The sequence below is a fragment of the Lentibacillus halophilus genome (genome assembly GCF_039522485.1).
Lineage (GTDB): Bacteria > Bacillota > Bacilli > Bacillales > Amphibacillaceae > Lentibacillus > Lentibacillus halophilus.
In genome coordinates, this window is record NZ_BAAADM010000054.1 from 436,839 (window position 1) to 459,814 (window position 22,976).

The following is a 22,976-nucleotide window of genomic DNA, read 5'->3' on the forward strand; positions in this document are numbered from 1 at the left end:
CATATCGCACTACGGACAGCGGAACATCGTTTATAAAACTTAAGTATGAACTTAAGCACAATCATCAATATACCATAATAAGCAACCTTATTCAACATTCATTCTGAATTTTTACCCCAAACGTTACGTTCTTCATCTGTCAATTGTTGTTCATTCACCAGTTCGCTTCGCCGCTCTAATGTACGTTTCAACGACTCTTTTCGGCGCCAATCATCAATTTTTGCATGATTGCCGGACAGTAATATATCTGGAACTTTCATGCCCCGGAAATCAGCAGGACGGGTATAGTGCGGATGTTCCAAAAGACCGGTGGAAAAAGAATCCCCCGGTGCGGATTCGTCATTGCCAAGCACATCTGGCAATAATCGCACCACACTGTCGATGACGACCATGGCGCCAAGTTCTCCGCCAGTCAGGACATAATCACCGATGGATATTTCATCGGTGACAAGGTGTTTCCTTATCCGTTCATCATACCCTTCGTAATGGCCACAGATGAAAACCAAGTGATCTTCTTCAGCCAGTTCTTCAGCTTTTTTTTGATTGTATGGCTCTCCCTGTGGACACATTAAAATAATCCGCGAATTCATCGGTTTCCCATTGGTAACAGCATCCACGGCATCAAAAACCGGTTGCGGGGTTAATACCATCCCGGCGCCGCCACCATATGGGTAATCATCTACTTTGCCGTGCTTATTTTCCGAGTAATCACGGAAGTTCACCAGATTATAACTGAATTTCTCATTTTCCCGGGCTTTTTTGAGAATGGAAGCATCAAAGACACCTTCGATCATTTCCGGAAATAATGTCAAAACATCTATATGCATCAGTCAAGCAGTCCTTCCATCGGTTCGATGACCACTTTTTGTGCAGCAACGTCCACTTCTTGAACAATATTTTCAATATAAGGCACAAGCACATCTTTTCCCTGTTCACGTTTCACGACCCAGACATCATTGGCACCTGGAGACAGTATCTCCTTAATGGAACCGAGATAGCTGCCGTCTGTCAAGTAAGCGGAGCAGCCGATAATCTCATGGTAATAGTATTCATTTTCATCAAGTTCGGTCAGCTGGTTTTCACTGATTTGAAGGTGTTTCCCTTTGAACCACTCAACATCATTGATGGTGTCATAGCCTTTAAAATGAATGAGGTCGAACCCTTTATGAATACGGTGTCCATCGATTGTTAACACCAATTCCTGACTGTCTTCATTTACAAGTACCAACTGGTTGCCGATGTCAAATCGATCATCGAAATCCGTGATCCGTTGAACTTTAACCTCGCCTTGTACGCCATGAGTATTAATAATTTTTCCTACATTCAGCATTTGTGTCATGTCATCACCTGCTACTGATCAATTCGAACAACGATGCCATCTTCCACGACGATAGCTGCTTCTCCCATAATTTCATTCCAATGCGACCCTTCTTCAACCTCAACAAGAGCGTCAACTTCTTTTTCTGTTATTTCACTTCCGATTTCCAGTATATCCAGCTGTTCCAATTTAAAGTCAGCCTGTTTCATTTTTTCTTTTCGATTTTTTATTTCCTGCTGAAACCGTTGTGAAACTTCCTGTTTGGACGTTTTTCGTTTATTCTCCAATTTACGCTGTTCAAACCTGAGCTGTTGGCACTCTTGTTCAAGCTGCATTTTGTGATCCTGAAAGCCTTTCCTTAACGTCGCTTTGCTTTTCTCTGTAACAATCTGTTTGATAAGGACCTTTCTGATAATTTGCATACTGATTCCTCGCTCTCTCTCGAATCAATCCTAGCACAGACATGCATTTTCCGTTCATTCATCCTTATCCGGTAATTCAAGCATTATCGGTTCGATTGTCTTTAAATGGTAAAAAGGGAAAGGTGCCCCCCCCTCCCTTTCTACATAATATCTAAATAAATACGCTTGTTTGTAGTCGGCTTTGCAGAATAAACAATCGTACGGATCGACTTGGCGATCCGGCCATTTTTACCAATCACTTTGCCGACATCACTCTGATGAACGGTGAGATGGTATGTCGTTTTGTCATCTTTTTCCGTTTCTGTCACAGTGATGTCTTCAGGGTAATCAACTAATGGCGTTACAATGGTCTCAATCAGGGCCCTCATGATATCACACTACTTTATGGGTTAGTTTTTCTGTTCGTGGAATTTTTTCATGATGCCTTGTTTGGAGAAAAGATTGCGTACGGTGTCACTTGGTTTCGCACCATGTGTCATCCAGTCCAATGCTTTCTCTTCATTTATTTTGACTTCAACCGGTTTGACAACAGGATTGTATGTGCCGATTTGCTCAATAAAACGTCCATCCCTCGGTGAGCGCGAATCTGCCACAACAATACGATAGGATGGATCTCGTTTGGACCCCATTCGTTTCATTCGGATTTTTACAGCCATGTTCACACCTCCAATATCTTATGTTTCACAATTTTAGATTGTAACAGATCGTTTGAGGTCTGTAAAGTGTTTTTCCATTACAGGATGTCTGACATTTACAGGACATCTGTGCACGGAGGTTGGAAAAACGTAGCACATGTGCTTGCGAGTGTGCGTCCGCTTCATTTTTACATAAAAGGTAAGTTCATTCCTTTGCCCTTTTTTCCTTTTTGTCCAGAAGTCATTTGTTTCATCATTTTCTTCATTTCATTAAATTGTTTTAGCAGCCTGTTCACTTGGGATACGGATGTTCCGGAACCTTTGGCAATCCGCTTTTTCCGGCTTGCATTCATGATGGAAGGATCCTGTCGCTCATCCTTGGTCATGGACTGAATAATGGCTTCCACATACACCAGTTGTTTTTCATCAATTTGTGCATTCTTCAGCCCCTTCATTTTGTTGGCACCTGGTATCATTCCCATTAAATCTTCGAGAGGGCCCATGTTTTTTACTTGACCCATCTGTTCAAGGAAATCATCAAATGTAAATGTCGCTGAACGCATTTTTTCCTGTAACTCTTTTGCCTGTTTTTCGCTGACATTGGTTTCCGCTTTTTCAATCAGACTCAGCACATCGCCCATGCCAAGGATACGTGACGCCATTCCTTCGGGGTGAAAGGGTTCCAACTGATCGAGTTTTTCGCCCATACCTGCGAATTTGATCGGCTTGCCGGTGACAGCTCGTATAGAAAGCGCCGCCCCGCCGCGTGTATCGCCATCGAGCTTCGATAGGACAACGCCGGATATTCCCAGCTGGTCATTAAAACTTTCCGCCACGTTGACTGCATCCTGTCCGGTCATGGCATCAACAACGAGAAAGATTTCATCCGGATTAACGGCTGCTTTGACCTGATCGAGTTCATCCATCAAATCCTCATCAACATGCAACCGACCGGCCGTATCAATAATAACGTAATCATGATGTTGTTCTTTCGCCTGTTCCAGCGCCTGTTTGGCAATAGCCACAGGGCTTTCGTCCGTCCCTTTGGAGAAGACAGGTATATCAAGCTGCTGTCCAACTGTTTCCAATTGATCAACGGCAGCCGGCCGGTAAACGTCTGCGGCGACCAAAAGAGGTGACCGATTGTGTTTCTTGCGCAGATGCGTGGCTAGTTTGCCGGTGGTTGTTGTTTTTCCGGCACCCTGCAGTCCGGCCATCATAATAACGGTCGGCGGACGGTCGCTGGCAGCTATCTGGCTCTGTTCCCCTCCCATCAGTTCGGATAACTCTTCTTTTACAACTTTAATAACCTGCTGTCCGGGTGTTAAACTTTCCATCACTTCCTGGCCGACAGCACGCTCTTTAATCCGTTTTATCAGATCTTTGACCACTTTAAAGTTGACATCGGCTTCTAAAAGGGCAAGACGGACTTCTCTTGTCATCTCCTTAACATCCTGTTCGGAAACTTTCCCTTTGCCGGTGATTTTTTTCATGGTGCCTTGCAGCCGGTCGGCCAATCCTTCAAATGCCATGGAAGGAGTCCCCCTACTCTAATTCTTTTAATTGATGAATCAACGCTTGTATGTCACTATTATTAGCCATATGATCCATCCGATCCAAAATGGTCATGCGCTTCCGGAATCTGTCATATAACCCAAGTTTTTCTTCATAATTTTCAAGCATCTGTTCCGTCCGACGGATATTATCATATACAGCCTGTCGGGAAACGTTTAGCAACTCGGAGATTTCACCAAGCGAATAGTCCTCACGGAAATACATATCCATATAACTGCGCTGTTTCGGGGTTAATAATGGTTGGTAAAAATCAAATAAATAATTGACTCGTGTTGTTTTTTCCAGCAACTGAAAACACCCTCTATCAATACGTGAGTCATAAATTGTTAAGTGAAATCCCTTTACAAAAAGTTTACCATCATTTATCGTCATCTTCAAGCAAATCCGCGAACAATCCATAGACGAAGGCATGCGCATCAAAATGTTCAAGATCTTCCACGTTCTCACCAAGACCAACGAATTTAACAGGAATGTCCAGCTCCTTACGAATAGCCAATACAATACCGCCTTTTGCTGTTCCGTCAAGCTTAGTCAATACAATCCCCGACACGTCGGTTGCTTCAGAGAATGTCTTCGCCTGACTCAAAGCATTTTGGCCAGTCGTTGCATCCAGTGTAAGAAGGACTTCATGCGGTGCTCCAGGCACTTCCCGTTCAATCACCCGTTTAACTTTAGCGAGCTCATTCATTAAATTAACCTTGTTCTGTAGTCGGCCTGCTGTATCACAGATAAGCACATCAGCATTACGTGATTTAGCAGATTTAATCCCGTCAAAAATAACCGCAGCAGGATCACTGCCTTCGCTTTGTTTAATGACGTCGACGCCGGCCCGTTCGCCCCATATATCGAGCTGTTCAATAGCTCCGGCGCGGAATGTATCCCCGGCTGCCAACATGACAGTTTTTCCTTGCTGCTGCAATTGATGGGCCAGTTTGCCAATGGACGTTGTTTTGCCGACACCATTAACTCCGACAACGAGAATAACCGATAATCCTTCGTCCTGCAGATGTAGCTTCTCAACGTCTTCGTCATCATTGCCATAATAAATGTCCACTAACTTTTCTGAAATAACGCCTTTTATTTCGGATGAATCTTTTATATTTTGACGCTTCACTTCCATTTTTAACTCTTCAACCAAATCCATAACGGTATTAACCCCGACATCCGCACCGATCAACACTTCTTCCAGTTCTTCAAAGAAGTCTTCATCCACTTTGCGGTAGCGAGCGACTAAATCATTTATTTTTCCGGAAAATGAATGACGCGTTTTTTCCATGCCTTTTTTGTACTTTTTGGTAACGTCTTCTGCATCCTCTTCATTTTGTTTGAATTTACTTTTTAATTTGTTTATGAATCCCATCGAATGGATACCTCCTATGCATTAATCAGCTCATCGGTTTCATCCATGCGGACCGAAACGAGCCGGGACACACCCGACTCCTGCATGGTTACACCGTACAGGACATCGGATTCTTCCATCGTTCCTTTTCGATGCGTAATGACAATGAACTGTGTATTTGCACTGCATGCCTTCAAATAGTCAGCAAAACGGGTAACATTGGCTTCATCCAAAGCTGCTTCCACTTCATCCAGTACACAAAACGGTACCGGGCGGACATGCAAAATAGCGAACAATAACGTTATGGCAGTTAACGCTCGTTCACCACCAGACAGCAGTCCAAGGTGCTGCAGTTTTTTACCGGGGGGTTGAGCAATGATTTCCACACCCGTATCAAGCAAATTTTTGGGATCGGTCAACGTCAGTTCAGCTTTACCACCGCCAAATAACTGTTTGAAAACAGTAGAAAATTCTTCGTTAATTTGTGCAAATGTGTCACTGAAGCGTTTTTCCATTTCATCATCCATTTCGCTGATAACCGTGTGTAACGTCTGTTTTGCTTCTAAAAGATCATTCTGTTGTTGTGATAAAAAGTCATGCCGTTGCCAAACTCGGTCATATTCATCGATGGCACCTAGGTTCACGGTACCCAGTTGCTCGATGGCTTGCTTTATCCGATTGACTGTGTTCTCTGCTTCTTCGGCATTGTCCGTTTTTTCATATGTTTGTTGAGCTTTTTCAAATGTTATCGTATAGTCGTTCTGCAGCTTGTTCAACCGGTTTTCCAACTCAACATCCAAACGATTGACGTTGACTTCTTTTTCTTGAATGTCTTGTTGATAGGCGTTATGGTCCTTGTTTTCTTCTTTCAATTCACGTTCTTGATCCTGTACGTATTGGCTGCGTTCGGAACGATTGGAACGCAAGCTTTGGATTTTTGCTGTGATAGCCTCTTTATCTTCTTTCGCTTTCCGGATATTTGCTTCCACTGTTTCTTCGGTTTCTTCGGCCTCTTGCATTTTCAGCAATTCATTCAGATCATTGGCATACGTTTGATATTGGTCCTGATATTCACGCAACTGTGTGTGGATGTTATCCGTTTTTTCCTTCTGATTTTTCAACCGTTCTTCTTGTTCAGCCAGTGTTACTTGTTCTTTTTGATAGTCTTCTTTCAACTGTTCCTGATTATCCTGAAATGTTTTTTCCTGTTCGGACAGCTTATCAATGTGACGCTGAGCCGTTTCCAAATGCTTGGAAATAGTCTGTAACTCGTTCGTAAGCTGGTCGCGGCGTGAGTGCAGATCATTCAAATCTTTGTCAAATTGTTGCTTGTCCTGTTCATACAACGCAATTGTTTCATTCAATGAGGCTAGTTTCATTTCAGCTTCTTTAAAGGATGTGTTTAGATCCTGACGTTTTTGCCGTTCTTCTGAAATATCGTTCTCTTTAGCAGCGATGTCCTGTTCTATTTTAGTAATCTGTTCTCTCTGTTCGTCCACCTGTTTTTCGATCGCTTTTACATTGTGTTGAAAGTCACCCAGTTGTTCAGTTACTTCTTGCAAATCTTTTTCCCTTGTAAACAACGATTGCTTTGATTTTTTCTGCGCACCACCGGACATGGACCCACCCGGATTGACTACATCGCCCTCAAGTGTAACAACACGGTGCTTGCGTTTAACATCTTGGGCGATGACATTGGCATCTTTTAATGTTTCTGCAATGAGGACATGTCCCATCAGATGACGGACGGCCTTTTGAAAAGGGGAGGTTGCGGACACAAGATCGGCAGCAACCCCGACGAATCCAGAGTGGTGTTTCACTTGTCCCAGCGTATCATTTGGAATAAATCGTTCATGAATGGATTGAAGCGGCAAAAAAGTGGCTCGTCCGTTGTTGGTCGTTTTGAGCCAGTCAATGGCTTGTCGTGCCGTCTGATCATCATCGACTACCACATGCTGGGCTTGGCCGCCCAAGACCGTCTCTATGGCCGTTATATATTGATTTGGAACGTCAACAAGCTCAATGACTGCCCCGTGAATGCCTTTCAGTTTCTTTTCTTCACGTGCTTTAAGAGTGGCTTTTACCCCATGGAAGAATCCTTGAAATGACTCTTTCATATCTTCCAGCATTTCTTTTTTGGATTTCAGTTTTTCTATATATTGATAGCCTTCATTCAGCTTTGATTGTGCTTCTTGAAACGCATCACGTTTCGTTGACACGTCTTCTTTGAGTTGCTCAATAGTCTCGGATTTATGTTTGAGCACGTCTTCCTGTTTGGCATAATCCGATTTTAGTTCCGTTGCTTTTGATCTAAGGTCTTTCTGTTCAGATAATAAATCATCTATTTTTTTGTCTTGTTGTTGCATTTTGTTGGAAATATTATCAATCTGCTTTTGAATAGACTGTTGTTCATTCCGTTTGGCTGCCTGGTCATTCAAATACTCGATATAATCCGATTTCCATTCATCGATTTGTTTGGCAATATCATCTTTGTCCGTTGTTAATTCAGCCTCGAATTGCTGGAGGCGATTTTTTGTTTTATGTCGGGTTTCCTGCAGCGATGTGAGTGTCTCATTTTCTTGATTGAGTTCATGCTTAAGCGTCTCGATGCGTTCGGATGTTTCTTTTTTCTGATTTTCCAGTTTTTCTTTATTTTCATCTATGTGTTTGGTTCGTTCGTGAAATACTTGCTTTTTGCCTTCATCCTGTTCAAGTTGTTCCGTTGTCGACAGAAGGTTTGCCTGCAGTTGCTCAATCTCTTCATCCAACGTCTGAATTGTCTGCCGTTCCTGTTCCAGTTCAGCTTCTTTTGTTTGGATGGCCGTTTTTCGGTTCAGTTCCTCATTTTTCGCTTTATCCAGTTCACCCAGCATTCCCTGCCACTGGTCATAAAGCTGTTCGATTTCCGTAATGAGCAGCGAAATTTCACATTGTTTCAACTGTTCTTTTTTGTCAAGATAGCTTTGCGCGGTTTCTGCTTGGTCTTTCAACGGTCCCATTTGCTGTTCCAATTCATGGATAATATCTTCCACACGGTTCAAGTTTTCTTGTGTTTCTTCCAATTTATACTCAGCTTTTTTCTTACGTTGTTTATACTTCAAAACGCCAGCAGCTTCTTCAAAAATTGTCCGCCGTTCAACCGCTTTGGAGCTTAAAATTTCCTCAACCTTTCCCTGACTGATAATCGAAAAGGCTTCACGACCCAATCCAGAATCCATAAATAAATCAATGATATCTTTCAATCGACAATACTGCTTATTGATATAGAATTCACTGTCACCGGAACGATAAACCCGTCTGGTGACACTTATCTCGTTATAGTCAAGTGGAAGCGCCTGATCACTATTTTCCAATACGAGCGTTACTTCTGCAACATTGAGTGCTCGTCTCGTATCACTGCCTTGAAAAATAACATCTTCCATTTTCGATCCGCGCAGTGATCGAGCTGACTGTTCACCGAGCACCCATTTAATCGCTTCAGTGATATTGCTTTTCCCGCTTCCATTCGGCCCCACTACTGACGTCACGCCAGGAACAAAATCCACATTGATCCGTTCTGCAAAGGATTTAAAGCCAACACTTTCCAATCGTTTCAAATACATTAAACATTCTCCTAAATTTCCGATGCACAGAAGAAGGAATATGTTTTATAGAAAACATATTTTTCTCATTTGGCATTTTAACGTATTTATTTTATCATAAAGGCAAGGAGAAAAGAAGGCTTAATCCGATACATAAGCTTTTTGCAATGATATTTAGTAGAGGGAGTGTTCATGTGAATCTGGAAGAACCAACGCAGGAAAACTTGAAATTTATGCTCGAGGAACTCGCTGAAATGTTAAGTGTTGTTAATCGCGAAATGCTGGAGGCGCAAGATTATGATTTGAACAAATACGAGGATATTAGATTTATGTATGATATGGTCAAGCAGAAAGGTCAGCTCAGTGCATCCGAAAAGCAGGCATTTATTGACGAGCTGCGGTCTGTAAGGAAAGCATAACATACTGATCAAAAAGAAAACCTGGATCCGCTGAAAAGGCGGTCCAGGTTTTTAGATGTCTTTATCAGTCGTTGTACAACAGTCATTACTTGCTGTGTCATGGCCCCCATTCCTGCATGGGAATGGTTTTCTGCGGTGACAAAGACCTCTTTTGTTTCCCACACATTAACCTCGCCGGTAACCCAACGCCGTCTGTATATCCTGAACAACATGTTTAATGGCTACAAGAAGAACACAAAAAGCCCCGATGGGTATAATGGCCTTCAGATGATAGAGTGGTATAGAAATGGCGGTCGGTGTTGTTTCAGCCCTCGCAAACGATGATGACGCCGCCTCTATCCCTTTTGTAATCAATACATACAAATATAGAAAAGCAAAGAAAAATGTAATAATATTACAGACTGCTTTCGCTTTAGGAGACATTTTTTCATAAAACAGATCCAACTTGACAAAGGAGCCTGTGTTCAACGAGAAAGCACCGGACACGCAAGCCAACAGAACCATAGCGTATTGTATGGTTGTGGAAATCCATAACGTAGGTGCATCGAAAAAATATCTCATGATAACGTCATATAACCCGAAAAACAGCGCATAGAGAATAAGAATCCAACCAATTTTGCCCAACCACTCACTTATGACGTCAACGGTTCGCTCAACATTGTTCCAAATGGTCATTTAGTTACGTACCTCCTTTCGCATCAAAATGATTATTGATAACCATCGCATGAATGATGTTGATAGACACGCCACCTCTTCTTTGTAGCCATGTTTCTCTTTATAAAAACTGAAGAGGTGGCTGTCATTATAAAGTCAAACATACCGTTGATATAATTATTCTATTTTACCTTTATCTTTCAGGAATTGTTTCCACAACTCAACACCTTTGGCATTTCGCTCGGATTTTTCAGCAATTTTAGGCCAAACTTTCTCAATGGTTTTATTTCGCATTTCTTGTACTTTTTCTTCGCTCAGTTCGATAACCTCACCACCGCTGTCCTTGAGATCCTGCAACGATTGCTCCACACCTTCTGCATGCATTTCACTGGCTTTGAAATAGTTGGATTTAAATATTCCATTTATTTGCTCCCGTTGCCAATCATTCAAGCTTTGCCATGCATCCTGATTAACATAAATTTCTTGGTGTTGAGCAGGATTCCACCCCGGAAGCATCGCATAATCTATAACTTCCTGGAATTTCATATCATTCATGCCGCCAGTATCCCATAGCGTGCCTTCGATGGTTCCCAGATCAATGGCCGAATAAATTTCATCACTTTCCAAAGATACGGGTGTTCCGCCCATAGCTTCCAAAAATAGGGCTTGGGGACCACCGGCTCTAAGTTTCTTTCCTTCCAAATCTTCCATACCCTTTACTGGAAACTTAGTAAAGACCGAGTTAGGGCCTTGGTTCGCCCAGCCAACCCATTGCAAATTATTCTCATTGGCTGCTTCCTGAACAATTTCACCAATTCGATACTTATCATTTCCCCACATAGCTTCCCATGCTTCTTCGGAGTTTTCAGCCCCCATCGGCATGCCATATGCGAGCATACCCTCGGGCATAATGCCACCGTAAACAGTTGCCCAGCCAGCATAAACATCGATGGTTCCGTTACTAGCAGCACTGAATGCTTCATTTCCGCTGACGATTGAACCAGCTGGGAGAAGCTCAATTTTCACGGTGCCTTCCGTCGCTTCTTCCACAGCTTTAATCCACGGTTTAACGCCATTATCCCAACCGGCATCACCGGAATCAAAAGCAGGCTGAAAGGTCCATTCCGTCACCTCATCTGGAGGGCCATCTTCTCCGCCGGAATCACCTGAATCAGACCCATTTCCACCCCCGTTCGATGTGTCGTCCGCAAGACATCCAGTCATGACAATACCAGCAAAAACGAGCATCAATAATAGCACAATATATTTTTTCATCATGATAACCCCCTATTTGTAATAGACGATGTGTTCTAAACATGTCGTTTAACGTCCTTGAATGATTATGAGGCGAGTTCCGGCAGGTTCAGCACCATGTCATAAACCTATTCACCCCTCCCTTCAAAAGATAAATTGCCGGTTATAGCGCACATAGATATGTACGCAATTAACAGAAGAATCACCCCCTTTAGTCAATAGTATTTCCCATCAAAGCGAGATCCGGTTCATTATTTTATCGCATCGTGCTTGGAAGCCACGTCGCCAATTCAGGAAATAGAATCAGCAAAATAAGCCCTATTAACTGAAGCCCAATAAACGGCAAAACCGAACGGTAAACATCTCCCATCGTGACATCTTCCGGTAAGATACTTTTTATCCAAAACAGAACAAAACCAAAAGGAGGTGTTAAATAGGCAATTTGTATATTAACGATAAACAGAACACCAAACCATAACGTGCTAATATCCAATTCATTTAAAATAGGGACAAATAACGGTGTGACCATCATAATAATGGCCCAATCATCCATCACCATTCCGAGAATCATGATGATAAACATCATCATTAACAGGGCGCCCCACTTACCACCGGGCATACCTAAGACAGCTGACGTAATAACATCCTGACCACCTAAGGCACTAAAGATGTTAACAAAAAAGTTGGCAGCAATCAGAATCCAGAATCCCATACCAACGAGCTTAACAGTGAATATAATTGAATCTTTGACGATTTGCCAAGTTAAACTACGGTATAAAATATTAATCAGAAGAGCACCACCGGCACCGAATGCAGCCGCCTCAGCAGGTGTAGCTACTCCCATCCATATAACGCCTAAAACAATAATAATGAGAACAAGAAACGGCCAAATACCTGCAATAGCACCAATTTTCTCACGTACAGAGTATCTGTTATCTTTTGGGATTGCCGGTCCCATATGCGGCTGCAATTTACACCTGATCCCAATATAAATAACGTATAAAATAGACAATATTAATCCGGGAATAATACCGCCCAAAAACAGGGCACCCACTGATTCATTGGATAATATACCGTAAAAAATAAACGGAACACTTGGAGGAATAAGAGCACCCAACGCTCCACCGGCCCCGATGGAACCAATAGCAATTCCTCTGTGGTATTGATAGTGCATCATGGAAGGGTAAGCAATTTGCCCCATTGTAATGGTGGCTGGCGGCGTGACACCGGTTATAGCAGCAAAAACCGTACACACCTGCACCGTTCCCATAGCCAGACCCCCCGGTAGATGGCCAATTAATTTATATGCAGCATCATAAGCGTCCTGCGCAATACCTGAGTAACGAACAATATTCCCCATAAAAATAAACAGTGGAACAGTTACTAAAATATTTTGCCACGGTGTTGAAAAGAAAGAGCTCGGAGCAGCCATCAATACATCCGGCACGTACAAATAGCCAAACAGGGCAGCTGTACCGCCCAAGCCAAGAGCAACTGGCAATCCTAAAAATAGAACAATAAAAAGACAAGCAAACATGGCTGCTATAATAAGTATGGTGTTCAATTAATCATCTCCTTTCTGCCTCTGAAAAAAGGTATCATCCAAAAAATGGATGTACGGATATTGCTCGTAATGAAATGATTTTTTGACGTGTTAATATATTCATACCGTGATAACAGTGCCCCCTCTAATACAGGCGCTTATTACAAACTTAGAGGGCACTCAATAGAATGGGGAACCATCTCCTTTCCATTAATGAATTCGCTTACAAACCAAAGAATACTAAATGGTATTGTTTCTTATTTACTTATTGAAACATTTATCCATATAGGATTCAATGGATTTTGAATATTTTATATATTATGATTATAAATAATATTTATTAAACAGACAAATAAGTCAATTTCCGTAATGGGGGATCTACATGATACGTGTAAAATATACAGTTAGGGATGGATTCAAATAACCATCCCATGATTTATTCCGTTAATGTAAGTTTTTCGTCTAACGGTTCTGGAGGTGATTCCAAGTCAATGATGTAATCACCAAACCTTTTAATATGCCCCCTTAGATACGGACTCAGATCAGCTAAATCTTCATTTTTGATTTCATATCCTTCCTGTTGAAGTGATCGAAGTACTGTCGTTAAGTCAGCAACATTTTGAAAGATAACAGCATTTGCAACCAAGTCATTATATTTGATGGCTTTCTCCTGCTGTTCAGGATCATTATCTGTAATGATGCCTTCTTCTCCGAAGAAAAGCCATTTCGCGAAACCATTATAAGCTTCGGCAATATTGGTTGTGGCCGTAATGTATCGCCTTAAGTCAATGTTTGTAATATATTCTAAGAGAAAAACCGTACGCACAGCTCTCCCCAATTCCTGAAAAGCCTGATACAATCGATTTTTACGGCTATAAGTTCCTAACCTTCTCAATAACAGTGAGGAGGACACCTTTCCGGCCTTGATGGAAAGAACAACACGCATGAGATCCTTCCAATGCGTTTCAATCAATCCCCAATTAATCGTGTCCGTGAATAGATTGTCCGTATGTTCAAACGTCGTATCTTTCGTCGGCCGAAAAAATTTAAGACTTTTCAAGTTACGAATTCGCGGCATCAATTTAATGCCCAGCAGGTATGACAAGGCAAATACAGGTGTCGATTGTCCTTGAGTATCCGCAAACAGTGTGTCAGGTTGAACGTCGGATTGATTTTTTAAAAGCCCTTCAATAATGTAAACAGCTTCCCATACACCACAAGGAATAAAGTGGCTGAACAAAGCAATGTACTTGTCTGAAACATGATGATAGGCAACGCCTCCGTATCCACCATGCCTAATGTGATACTCAGCTACCAAATTTTCTTGGTAAATATCATAGTTGGTTCCATCAGCTGCTGCCGTCTTGCCACTTCCCCATGATTCCGGGAGTTCAAATTTATCGTACTGATCGATGATATCCTTTGTGGCTTTGTTTAATTTATGAGGTGTTACGTGTCGCTGATTAATAAAGGAAAGCGTCCTTGGTGTGACTGTACCGCGCATATGACGGGCAGCTTGTGATGGTCCCAAGTTACAACCATAAGCAAAGGTATTTAAGACATAACGTTCTTTGGGGCGATCCAATTTAGGATCGGAGCCGGAAAGAGGGCCGAAATGTCGGCTCCAATTGACCCAATATTCAACGTTAGAAAGGACATCAATAATGTTACGCTCCGGCATTCTCTCTTCGATCAAGGTTTCCAAGTGTTTTGAAAAAGAACTGGGTTCTTTTGCGTCCGCCTTCTTTAATATCGGTTCACCTTCTTCCGTAATTTCTACCGAATCTTTGTTAACGGGAAAATTCTTATCAACATCATGCGATTTATGAAGCATCCAATTCTTTAACTGGTTCACGAAATCCGGTCCATTTTCGGGAAAGCCCATTTCATTACAATAATCCTCTAGCATGGGCCGGCATTCTTCCCAACTCAATAACTGTTCCCGGTAATCAGCGTATTCATCGGATTCACTTATACAGATATCGCCGGTTTTTAATTCCTTGGCGAGATAGGAAAACACACAAACTTCTAAATGCCTCCGATGAATTTTCCATCCCGACCCTTCGCGAACTCGAATGGTTCTTCTCCATTGTTCTGAAGCAAAGGATAAATCAACCTCATCGGGTAAATAATTGCTTTTACGATGACGGTTATCCATAACATAGTAAAGCGCTGACATGACCGAGGTATCTTCACTAGTCGAGGAAAGTTGCAGACTTTCAACCATTTGAAACACTTTTGATCGGTATTGACGGAAAAATTTCAGGATAAGAGGCAAATAATTATTGCCATTATAGGAAGCCACGGCCTCACAATCCTCCAGCAATGTCTGAATGTTACCCCTTGTTGCTACGGCTTTTTTAACAAGTTTTCCGGCTTGATCATCTTCTGGTTCATCTTCTAAGGTTTGCAGTATGTCTGTCAGGGTTGCAACCAGGTTTTCCGTTTTCTCTCGATGTTGTTCTTTGACGCGCTCCAGCTCTTCTTTTCCAGAGTTATGTAAGTTGCCCATCCTTTTCATCAGCATCGTACCAAGGTTGTCGCGGGTAGCAACCTGCGTATGATAAATCATTGATAACAATAATGTATAACGTTTGGGAGCAGCATAATCCCTAATACTTTGTGCATCCAGAACCTTCGCTTGTGCAGCAAAGTGTCGAACCTTAATAGGAGGAATGTTTTCAAGGTGGTGGCCTACGTCCCCAAAATTCAAAAGCCAATGGAGTTGATTGATTTGTTCTTGGATCTTTGATAATCGTGGTCTTTTCGGCAATTGTTTCAGACGGTTATAATGGCTAAAAAATTGATCGGCGTCTTTTTGAACCAATACATCAAGTTGTCCGATCTCTTCTTTTGATAAGCGATCCAATACTTGCTGGAAAAAGGATTCGTTGACTAATCTTCGAATACGGCGAGCCAAACGATCCAAGGTGCTAAATGCGGGAAGTTCATAATATTGATTGATGAGTTCGGCAATCGCTACATTAATAAGATCTGCGGGATTATCCATGGTCTTTGCTGCCTCTTGTATGGATTGGATCGCAATTTCCTGTGCTTTCTTACCGTACGAATGAATCCCCAAGTGTTTCCGGATAGCTGTTTGATGGACATACATTGTACGCGGTTTTTCATACCCAACGACTATTAATTCAGGAGGCAGGTTTAAACTCACCCGGATATGATCTACAATACCTTGCGGTATTTCATTCAATTTAGGAAAGTAACCAAGCTTTTGAAAGGATTTAAGCAATAGAGTTGCATTAAAACGGTTGTTTTTGCCACGTGTTATCGAAAGAATAAAGTTAACCTCATCCGTCTGAGGTGTATAGACTTCATCCAACTCTTTTTGTGTCACCATGCGCTTGAAACGCGGGTATGCCGTTCGTTCAATCGACGCCAATGAAATTCCCTCCCGATTATTGCCAAGCTATTTTTTCGACCTCGCCCTGTAGGTCGGATCGAGTCGCTCGAACATAAACCATGGTTGTATTCAAACTGTCATGCCCCATGATTTGTGCCAAACGGTGTAATGGTGTTCGTTCCGACATGACGTAACCGAAACGATGCCGAAGATCATGAGGACTAATATCTTCGATATTGGCTAGTTTCATATATTTCAAAATCAAATGACGTAGAGCACGTTCCCCCATATGTCTTCCGGTTTTGTTTGAAGGAAAAAGGGGGTCATCATCTGATTTGATCGTAGGACGATAGGCTTCCAGCGCCCGTCGGATCGTTGCATTTAATGGAACTTCCCTTTGCTTATTGCGCTTCCCAGAACGAACAAGTAATCGGCCACTTCTTTTTCCGATAGTAATGTCGGATTTGACCAGGCGACAGACCTCCATGGTTCGAAGCCCGGTGTGCAGCATTAAAAGAACAAGATTGTAATCCCGTGTTGTGCCATGATTTTGAACAGCTGTAATCAGCGATGCTTCTTCCTGATCCGTCATGTGACGAGGACTGGTGGTTTCCTCGGGGACAAGTTTCAATGGTTTGGCTACATCAAGAGAAACCATTTGCTTTTGTACAGCCCATTCAAAAAAACGCTTCAGCGTGTTCAATCTCCGATTAATCGTTTTTGGTTTTAACGAACGAACCTTTTGCATGTATTCTCGATAATGGATCAAGGTCGGCGTAGTCATCTCGTTAGGTGCGAAATAAACCTCCTCTGCTTGGTGACGGTGCCAGCTACCTTCATACCAATCTGCCAAATGTCGTAGGTCGCTTGCATACTGCGTTAATGTTTTGGCACTTAAATCCTCGTTGGATTCTATATCATTAATAAATTGCTGGATGTAATGATTCGCCTGAGAAGATACCGTAAAGGATGGCTTCATAAACTGCTCCTTCCAAATAACCTTAGTGGACATGATATTTTGAGGTTATCAAAAACCTTAGCGGACATCAATACGGGGATTTTTGGCTTGTTATGTCCGCTAATGATTATTATTGGATATTATAAAAACGCCGCTTTCGCGACGTTACACTTTTTATTCCGATGCCTAACTGTATATTTCACACGTATCATATAGATCTCCCTTCGTTGGCATGAACATAATAGTTCCTCTCGTCCTTCAGGTCCAGATACGAGACCAATGTACGGGAAACCCCAATTGCTTCGTCGAATTCTCGGAATAAAAAACCACTGTATCGGACGAAAGATCTCCTCCGTTGCCAGTTAATTTGACGCGAGCATTTAAACGAAGTGTCATTTGCGGTAAAGTAGTCATTAGAAGAACCCCTTTCTGTTGGTTTGGTTGGCTACTTTAACTATAACAGAAACTGGGTTCTCTTTTCATTTTTTTGATTCATACTCAACATGGCTGGAAACCTTGGCATTCAAGAGGTTAGCCATTAATCAAGATTTTCTGTGAATAATTCAGATAAAAATATTTATTGACAACTGATTTTTCAGGGAGTAAGATTTGCTTCATCGAAATGACAGCTGTTACTTTCGTGTTTTACACGAGTTCGTGATTTCAGTTTTATGAATTTACCAACTAACCATATCGCTGAATTTTTTAGGGAGCGGGGAATCCAACATTTGCAGTTATTTTGACTGCTAGGGGTGTCTCGATATTTCGAGTAAGGCTACTTCCATGTCCGAAGCCGACAGTTAATCTCGTAAGTGTTTCGAGTGGGGATGACTAGTAATCAAAATTGACCACAAGGTTGTTACTCTAGCGGTTTTGATGTATTTAAAACAGGGTGAATTTTTGAGGTGAGTTGAAAAGGTAATTAAACAATCAAATAATCGCTGAGTCTTCTTTTTGGAAGAACGGAGGAACCGAGTTTTATGCAGTTTGAAGTATTGCTGCTAGGGGTGAATCTTTATGTTTGAAGTTAAAGTAGGGAATCTCTCAGTCCCGAACCCGACAGCTAACTTCGTAAGCGTACTGAGAGGTAACGGAGTCGTGTTGATAACACGTGTTGTTTTTGATGGAAAAAATCCGCAAAAGGTTACCTCTTTTGCGGATTTTTATTTCTTTCTGCGGGTTGTTTTTTCCTTTCATTGAAATGAAAGGAAAAAACAACTTAATATTAATTCAAAGCTTAAGTTAAGGGGGAATTGCTGTGCTGGATATTGCGATGCTTGCATTATTCATCATCTTGCCGATGTTTATGGTTGGTCTGGCCAAATGGACTTCAACTGTTGTTGAAAAAGGACGTGATGAATAATGACGACGTTATTGTTTGTTGTTGGTATTGCTGTCACATGCTATTTACTTTGTGTTCTGTTAAATCCTGAGAAGTTTTAGGAGGAATGAAACAATGATGTTAACAATTCTCTCAATCATAGTGACACTGTTGATTGCAGCAGTGCTTGCAAAATGTATGGGCACCTATATGGCTTATGCCTTCGAACATAATAAAACAAGATTGGATAGTTTTTTTGGACCATTTGAAAATTTGTTGTTTAAGATCGGCGGCGTTAAACAGGAAAATCAGACATGGAAACAGTATGCACTGGCGCTCGTATTAACAAACGGGTTTATGATGTTGCTTATTTATGCTGTATTTCGGCTTCAGGGTGTACTTCCGTTAAATCCTGAAAATGTTTCGGGCATGGATCCGACGCTGGCTTTTAATACGGCTGTAAGTTTTATGACGAACACGAATCTGCAACATTACAGTGGGGAAAGTGGATTATCTTATCTTTCGCAAATGCTTGGAATCTTGTTTATGATGTTTGCCGCACCAGCAACAGCATTAGCTGCCTGTATAACACTTATCAAAGCGTTGGCACGAAAAAGGATTGGTAACTTTTTCGTTGATTTGACACGAGCTATAACAAGGGTTTTACTGCCAATTTCCATTGTTGTAACGATTATTATGGTTGCATTTGGTATGCCACAGACATTTGAGTCTCCGGTAACAGCACAAACCATTGAAGGAGAAGAACAAGAAATTTTCCGAGGACCTGTAGCTTCCTTTTTAACGATAAAAGAACTAGGAAATAATGGAGGGGGGTTTTTTGGTATAAATTCATCACATCCGTTTGAGAATCCGAATCCTATTACGAACCTTCTGCAAATTTTGCTGATGTTGTTATTAACGACATCATTACCATTCACTTACGGAAAGATGGTGGGCAATCCGAAACAAGGGCGAATATTATTTACTTCGATGGCTTCCATCTTTTTGATTCTTCTTTCGGGAGCTTTGTTTTCGGAGTATCAGGGAAATCCAGTCATCAACCAGTTGCCGATGCAAGGGAATCAAGCGAGTATGGAAGGGAAAGAAGTTCGGTTCGGTGTCGGACAGTCGACATTATATGCGATGGTGACAACTGCTTCTGAAACAGGTGCTGTCAACACATTGCATGATAATTTGATGCCATTAACCGGGATGATTGCGCTTGTCAATATGATGCTAAATACTGTATTTGGTGGAGTAGGTGCTGGACTTATGAACGTCTTGATGTATGCAATGATTGCTGTGTTCATTTCCGGTTTAATGGTTGGGCGAACCCCTGAATTTTTAGGCAAGAAAATTGAAGGACGGGAAATGAAATTAATCGCACTGACATTGTTGATCCACCCTTTGTTGATTCTCGGATCGACGGCTTTAGCGTCATTTACACCTTTAGGTAACAGTGCCATATCCAATCCAGGATTCCATGGGTTAAGCCAGATGCTTTATGAGTATACATCGTCAGCAGCGAACAATGGTTCAGGTTTTGAAGGACTTGGGGATGCAACACCATTTTGGAACATTTCGACCGGACTTGTCATGTACGTTGGACGATTTTTCTCGATTGTGACGTTGCTGGCTGTGGCTGGATCGCTTCTAGCAAAACAGTCGGTACCAGAAACCTCTGGGACGTTAAAAACCGATAACAGTTTGTTTGGCGTGATATTCATTGCTACGACAATCATTGTCGGTGCATTAACCTTTTTCCCGGTTCTCGTACTTGGGCCTGTGGCTGAATTTTTAACACTCGGTTAAATATTTGTTAGGAATAGGAGGAAGAGACAATGGCTGAACAAAAATCATTAATAAATAGAACCATTGTTAAACAGGCTGTGAAAGATGCATTTGTTAAGCTTGATCCAAGGGTAATGTTTTATAACCCGGTCATGTTTGTCGTTGAAATTGGGTTGTTTGCAACAGTGTTACTGATGCTTGTTCCAGGTTCACTTGGAGAGATGGTTGATACGTGGTTTAACATCAGTGTTGCGATTATTTTGCTCTTGACGATATTGTTCGCAAATTTTGCAGAAGCAGTCGCGGAAGGACGAGGTAAAGCACAATCTGATGCTTTAAAACAAACAAAACAAGATATTATGGCCAATAGAATAAAAGAGAATGGTGATATTGAACAAGTTTCTTCAACAAGCCTTCAAAAAGGTAATATTGTCATTGTTTCTCAAGGTGAAATGATTCCCGGAGACGGTGAAGTGATTGAAGGGTTAGCTTCTGTCGACGAATCAGCAATCACAGGCGAATCGGCACCGGTGATTAAGGAGTCAGGCGGTGATTTCAGTTCTGTTACAGGGGGCACTCGAGTTGTCAGTGATAAAATCAAACTAACAATCACAAGCAATCCTGGACAGTCGTTTCTGGACCAGATGATTTCACTTGTTGAAGGTGCGCAGCGTCAAAAAACGCCAAATGAAATTGCATTAACCACTGTTTTGACGAGTTTAACGTTAATTTTTTTAATTGTCATTATGACGTTACCAATGTTCACCAGTTTATTTGATTTTGCGATTGGCATTCCCATTTTGATTGCGTTACTTGTGTGTCTCATTCCGACAACAATAGGCGGACTTCTTTCAGCTATTGGCATTGCCGGTATGGACAGAGTAACCCGATTTAACGTTCTTGCCATGTCCGGGAAAGCGGTTGAGGCAGCAGGCGATATTAACACGATGGCTCTCGATAAAACCGGAACGATCACATATGGGAACCGTTTGGCTGCAGAATTCGTTCCTGCAGGTGGGGCAGATCAAAAGGAATTAACTGAAATAGCCATTGTGACGTCTCTTTATGACGAAACACCTGAAGGACGGTCCGTACTTGATCTTGCCAAAGAGCAAGGTTATACCTGGGAAGGATCCCAATATGAGGGAGCGGACATCATTTCTTTTTCAGCAGAAGAACGGATGAGCGGGGTCGATCACAGCGGTTTTCGTTATCGCAAAGGATCTGTGGACGCCATCAGTGCATACGTTGAAAAATGTGACGGAGTGGTACCTAATGATTTAAAGGAGAAAAATGAAAATATTGCGCGAGAAGGTGGCACACCGCTCGCGGTTTCAATAGACAACAAGATTTTGGGAATCATTCATTTGAAAGATACGGTAAAACCGGGTATGAAAGAACGATTTGACGAAATGCGGAAAATGGGAATCAAAACGATTATGTGTACAGGAGATAACCCGTTAACTGCGGACTCGATTGCAAAAGAAGCGGGCGTAGATGATTATATTGCTGAAGCCAAGCCAGAGGATAAAATCAACGAAGCAAAAAAAGAACAGGAACAAGGAAAACTTGTTGCAATGACCGGAGACGGTACAAATGATGCTCCGGCATTGGCACAGGCGGATGTAGGGCTGGCAATGAACAGTGGTACGATTGCAGCGAAAGAAGCAGGTAACATGGTAGATTTGGATTCCAACCCGACGAAGCTCATTGAGGTCATTTCAATCGGCAAGCAACTGTTGATTACGCGCGGGGCTTTGACAACATTCAGTATTGCCAATGATGTTGCAAAGTATTTCGCGATTATTCCAGCTATGTTTATGGTTGCAATTCCAGAGATGGATGCACTCAATATCATGAGACTTGATTCACCGGTTTCAGCGATATTGTCTGCGCTAATTTATAATGCGATTGTTATTCCGTTGCTCATCCCCATCGCGATGAAAGGTGTAAAATACAAACCGTTCAGTGCAAATACGTTATTACGAAAAAATCTTTTTGTGTATGGAATGGGCGGCTTGATCACGCCGTTTATTGGAATTAAGGTGATAGATTTGATCTTACAGTTGTTCATATAAGTGAGAAAGGAAGTGAACACGATGAAACAAGAATCTCATGAGAATGGTTTGGGAACAATCATTAGAATTAGTCTGTTGATCATGCTGCTTTGCGGATTGGTCTATCCAGCTATTATGACGGGTATTGCTCAGGCCACCATGCCAAACAAAGCAGACGGCAGTCTCATTTATAATGAGAAAGAGGAAATAATCGGTTCTGAACTAATTGGGCAGCACTTTACAGAGCCGCAATATTTTCATGGCCGGGTATCAAGTATTAAATATGATGCTTCAGGTTCCAACTCACCTAATTATGCACCGTCCAATCCGAAATTACTTAAGCGAGTGAAGGCATCCATGGAACAGTGGAAGCAAAATAATCCGAAGTCTTATGTGACGGCAGATTTAATGACCAATTCCGGTTCAGGGCTTGATCCGCATATCAGCCCTGAATCGGCTCAAATACAAATTCCGCGTGTTAGTGAAGAAACTGGAATTTCCGAAGACAAATTGAAACAATTAGTGCAAGAGCATATAGATGGACCTGACCTGGGTATATTCGGTGAATCACGAGTAAATGTATTAAATCTGAATCTTGATTTACAGGAAATGTTATAGAGTTATAGTTTGTCAGGTGCCTCGATAGTATATTATCGGGGCATCTATATAAACATAAAATGATAGAAGGTCATGTTGAATGTTGTTTTTATCACTCATAAAGAGAAGCAACTTTTGCTGCATGCAAAGA

At 41.8% G+C, this 22,976-nt stretch carries 20 protein-coding genes and 2 riboswitches; of the genes, 6 read left to right on the forward strand and 14 right to left on the reverse strand.

The window, feature by feature from the left end:
• Positions 1-98 precede the first annotated feature (98 nt).
• The 9 genes from trmD to smc form a co-directional block, all read right to left on the reverse strand.
• Positions 99-827 carry a tRNA (guanosine(37)-N1)-methyltransferase TrmD gene (gene trmD / locus ABDZ72_RS11980; protein WP_343753387.1) on the reverse strand — a complete coding sequence of 243 codons (729 nt, stop codon included), beginning with the start codon at positions 825-827 and terminating at the stop codon, positions 99-101.
• On the reverse strand, positions 827-1,339 hold the full coding sequence (gene rimM, locus ABDZ72_RS11985; protein WP_343753389.1) for a ribosome maturation factor RimM: 513 nt from the start codon (positions 1,337-1,339) through the stop codon (positions 827-829). The genes trmD and rimM overlap by 1 nt, the downstream gene beginning before the upstream one ends.
• Before the next feature lie 11 nt (positions 1,340-1,350).
• Positions 1,351-1,740, reverse strand: coding sequence for a YlqD family protein (locus ABDZ72_RS11990; protein ID WP_343753391.1), 390 nt, complete (start codon positions 1,738-1,740; stop codon positions 1,351-1,353).
• 140 nt (positions 1,741-1,880) lie between these two features.
• Positions 1,881-2,108 (reverse strand): KH domain-containing protein, encoded by a 228-nt coding sequence (locus tag ABDZ72_RS11995; protein ID WP_343753393.1) that lies wholly within the window; start codon positions 2,106-2,108, stop codon positions 1,881-1,883.
• A gap of 21 nt (positions 2,109-2,129) precedes the next feature.
• Positions 2,130-2,396 (reverse strand): 30S ribosomal protein S16, encoded by a 267-nt coding sequence (gene rpsP / locus ABDZ72_RS12000; RefSeq protein WP_343753395.1) that lies wholly within the window; start codon positions 2,394-2,396, stop codon positions 2,130-2,132.
• Between the two features lie 167 nt (positions 2,397-2,563).
• Entirely contained in the window at positions 2,564-3,907 is a 1,344-nt protein-coding gene (gene ffh, locus ABDZ72_RS12005) for a signal recognition particle protein (protein ID WP_343753397.1), read from the reverse strand.
• A 13-nt stretch (positions 3,908-3,920) separates the two neighbouring features.
• The gene (locus ABDZ72_RS12010; RefSeq protein WP_343753399.1) at positions 3,921-4,238 is read right to left on the reverse strand and encodes a putative DNA-binding protein; all 318 of its coding nucleotides are present in this window, start codon (positions 4,236-4,238) and stop codon (positions 3,921-3,923) included.
• Positions 4,239-4,308: 70 nt separating this feature from the next.
• Entirely contained in the window at positions 4,309-5,310 is a 1,002-nt protein-coding gene (ftsY, locus tag ABDZ72_RS12015; RefSeq protein ID WP_343753401.1) for a signal recognition particle-docking protein FtsY, read from the reverse strand.
• A gap of 14 nt (positions 5,311-5,324) precedes the next feature.
• Positions 5,325-8,891 carry a chromosome segregation protein SMC gene (gene smc, locus ABDZ72_RS12020; RefSeq protein ID WP_343753403.1) on the reverse strand — a complete coding sequence of 1,189 codons (3,567 nt, stop codon included), beginning with the start codon at positions 8,889-8,891 and terminating at the stop codon, positions 5,325-5,327.
• A 173-nt stretch (positions 8,892-9,064) separates the two neighbouring features.
• Here smc and ABDZ72_RS12025 point away from each other — a divergent pair, with 173 nt between their 5' ends.
• The gene (locus tag ABDZ72_RS12025) at positions 9,065-9,289 is read left to right on the forward strand and encodes a DUF1128 domain-containing protein (protein WP_343753404.1); all 225 of its coding nucleotides are present in this window, start codon (positions 9,065-9,067) and stop codon (positions 9,287-9,289) included.
• Positions 9,290-9,454: 165 nt separating this feature from the next.
• Here ABDZ72_RS12025 and ABDZ72_RS12030 read toward each other — a convergent pair whose 3' ends face one another.
• From ABDZ72_RS12030 to ABDZ72_RS12050, 5 genes are all read right to left on the reverse strand, one after another.
• Entirely contained in the window at positions 9,455-9,964 is a 510-nt protein-coding gene (locus ABDZ72_RS12030; RefSeq protein WP_343753406.1) for a TRAP transporter small permease subunit, read from the reverse strand.
• Between the two features lie 156 nt (positions 9,965-10,120).
• Complete coding sequence (locus ABDZ72_RS12035) at positions 10,121-11,218, reverse strand: TRAP transporter substrate-binding protein (RefSeq protein WP_343753408.1); 1,098 nt, start codon at positions 11,216-11,218, stop codon at positions 10,121-10,123.
• 235 nt (positions 11,219-11,453) lie between these two features.
• A complete protein-coding gene (locus ABDZ72_RS12040) occupies positions 11,454-12,761 on the reverse strand; it encodes a TRAP transporter large permease (protein WP_343753410.1) in 1,308 nt (435 codons plus the stop codon).
• A 415-nt stretch (positions 12,762-13,176) separates the two neighbouring features.
• Positions 13,177-16,140 carry a Tn3 family transposase gene (locus ABDZ72_RS12045; protein WP_343753412.1) on the reverse strand — a complete coding sequence of 988 codons (2,964 nt, stop codon included), beginning with the start codon at positions 16,138-16,140 and terminating at the stop codon, positions 13,177-13,179.
• 16 nt (positions 16,141-16,156) lie between these two features.
• Positions 16,157-17,080 carry a tyrosine-type recombinase/integrase gene (locus ABDZ72_RS12050; RefSeq protein ID WP_343753414.1) on the reverse strand — a complete coding sequence of 308 codons (924 nt, stop codon included), beginning with the start codon at positions 17,078-17,080 and terminating at the stop codon, positions 16,157-16,159.
• Positions 17,081-17,743: 663 nt separating this feature from the next.
• A riboswitch (cyclic di-AMP (ydaO/yuaA leader) is annotated at positions 17,744-17,890 on the forward strand.
• Positions 17,891-17,988: 98 nt separating this feature from the next.
• Positions 17,989-18,151, forward strand: a riboswitch (cyclic di-AMP (ydaO/yuaA leader).
• Between the two features lie 166 nt (positions 18,152-18,317).
• On the opposite strand from ABDZ72_RS12050, the gene ABDZ72_RS12060 reads away from it, so the two are divergent.
• Genes ABDZ72_RS12060 through kdpC form a run of 5 tightly spaced genes read left to right on the forward strand, consistent with a single transcriptional unit; the run spans position 18,318 to position 22,846 of the window.
• On the forward strand, positions 18,318-18,422 hold the full coding sequence (locus ABDZ72_RS12060) for a signal peptide protein (protein ID WP_343753416.1): 105 nt from the start codon (positions 18,318-18,320) through the stop codon (positions 18,420-18,422).
• The gene (locus tag ABDZ72_RS14450; RefSeq protein WP_425542385.1) at positions 18,422-18,502 is read left to right on the forward strand and encodes a potassium-transporting ATPase subunit F; all 81 of its coding nucleotides are present in this window, start codon (positions 18,422-18,424) and stop codon (positions 18,500-18,502) included. Before ABDZ72_RS12060 ends, ABDZ72_RS14450 begins: the two co-directional genes overlap by 1 nt.
• A gap of 13 nt (positions 18,503-18,515) precedes the next feature.
• Positions 18,516-20,192, forward strand: coding sequence for a potassium-transporting ATPase subunit KdpA (kdpA, locus tag ABDZ72_RS12065; RefSeq protein WP_343753418.1), 1,677 nt, complete (start codon positions 18,516-18,518; stop codon positions 20,190-20,192).
• Between the two features lie 29 nt (positions 20,193-20,221).
• Positions 20,222-22,249, forward strand: coding sequence for a potassium-transporting ATPase subunit KdpB (gene kdpB, locus ABDZ72_RS12070; RefSeq protein WP_343753420.1), 2,028 nt, complete (start codon positions 20,222-20,224; stop codon positions 22,247-22,249).
• A 21-nt stretch (positions 22,250-22,270) separates the two neighbouring features.
• Positions 22,271-22,846 (forward strand): potassium-transporting ATPase subunit KdpC, encoded by a 576-nt coding sequence (gene kdpC, locus ABDZ72_RS12075; protein WP_343753422.1) that lies wholly within the window; start codon positions 22,271-22,273, stop codon positions 22,844-22,846.
• The last annotated feature ends 130 nt before the right edge of the window (positions 22,847-22,976 follow it).

Bases quoted from the DNA above. Each gene is read 5' to 3' on its own strand.
- ABDZ72_RS12050 (WP_343753414.1), bottom strand. From the start codon at position 17,080: ATGAAGCCATCCTTTACGGTATCTTCTCAGGCGAATCATTACATCCAG.
- ftsY (WP_343753401.1), bottom strand. From the start codon at position 5,310: ATGGGATTCATAAACAAATTAAAAAGTAAATTCAAACAAAATGAAGAG.
- ABDZ72_RS14450 (WP_425542385.1), top strand. From the start codon at position 18,422: ATGACGACGTTATTGTTTGTTGTTGGTATTGCTGTCACATGCTATTTA.
- rimM (WP_343753389.1), bottom strand. From the start codon at position 1,339: ATGACACAAATGCTGAATGTAGGAAAAATTATTAATACTCATGGCGTA.
- kdpB (WP_343753420.1), top strand. From the start codon at position 20,222: ATGGCTGAACAAAAATCATTAATAAATAGAACCATTGTTAAACAGGCT.
- kdpC (WP_343753422.1), top strand. From the start codon at position 22,271: ATGAAACAAGAATCTCATGAGAATGGTTTGGGAACAATCATTAGAATT.
- smc (WP_343753403.1), bottom strand. From the start codon at position 8,891: ATGTATTTGAAACGATTGGAAAGTGTTGGCTTTAAATCCTTTGCAGAA.
- ABDZ72_RS12030 (WP_343753406.1), bottom strand. From the start codon at position 9,964: ATGACCATTTGGAACAATGTTGAGCGAACCGTTGACGTCATAAGTGAG.
- kdpA (WP_343753418.1), top strand. From the start codon at position 18,516: ATGATGTTAACAATTCTCTCAATCATAGTGACACTGTTGATTGCAGCA.
- ffh (WP_343753397.1), bottom strand. From the start codon at position 3,907: ATGGCATTTGAAGGATTGGCCGACCGGCTGCAAGGCACCATGAAAAAA.
- trmD (WP_343753387.1), bottom strand. From the start codon at position 827: ATGCATATAGATGTTTTGACATTATTTCCGGAAATGATCGAAGGTGTC.
- rpsP (WP_343753395.1), bottom strand. From the start codon at position 2,396: ATGGCTGTAAAAATCCGAATGAAACGAATGGGGTCCAAACGAGATCCA.
- ABDZ72_RS11990 (WP_343753391.1), bottom strand. From the start codon at position 1,740: ATGCAAATTATCAGAAAGGTCCTTATCAAACAGATTGTTACAGAGAAA.
- ABDZ72_RS11995 (WP_343753393.1), bottom strand. From the start codon at position 2,108: ATGAGGGCCCTGATTGAGACCATTGTAACGCCATTAGTTGATTACCCT.
- ABDZ72_RS12035 (WP_343753408.1), bottom strand. From the start codon at position 11,218: ATGAAAAAATATATTGTGCTATTATTGATGCTCGTTTTTGCTGGTATT.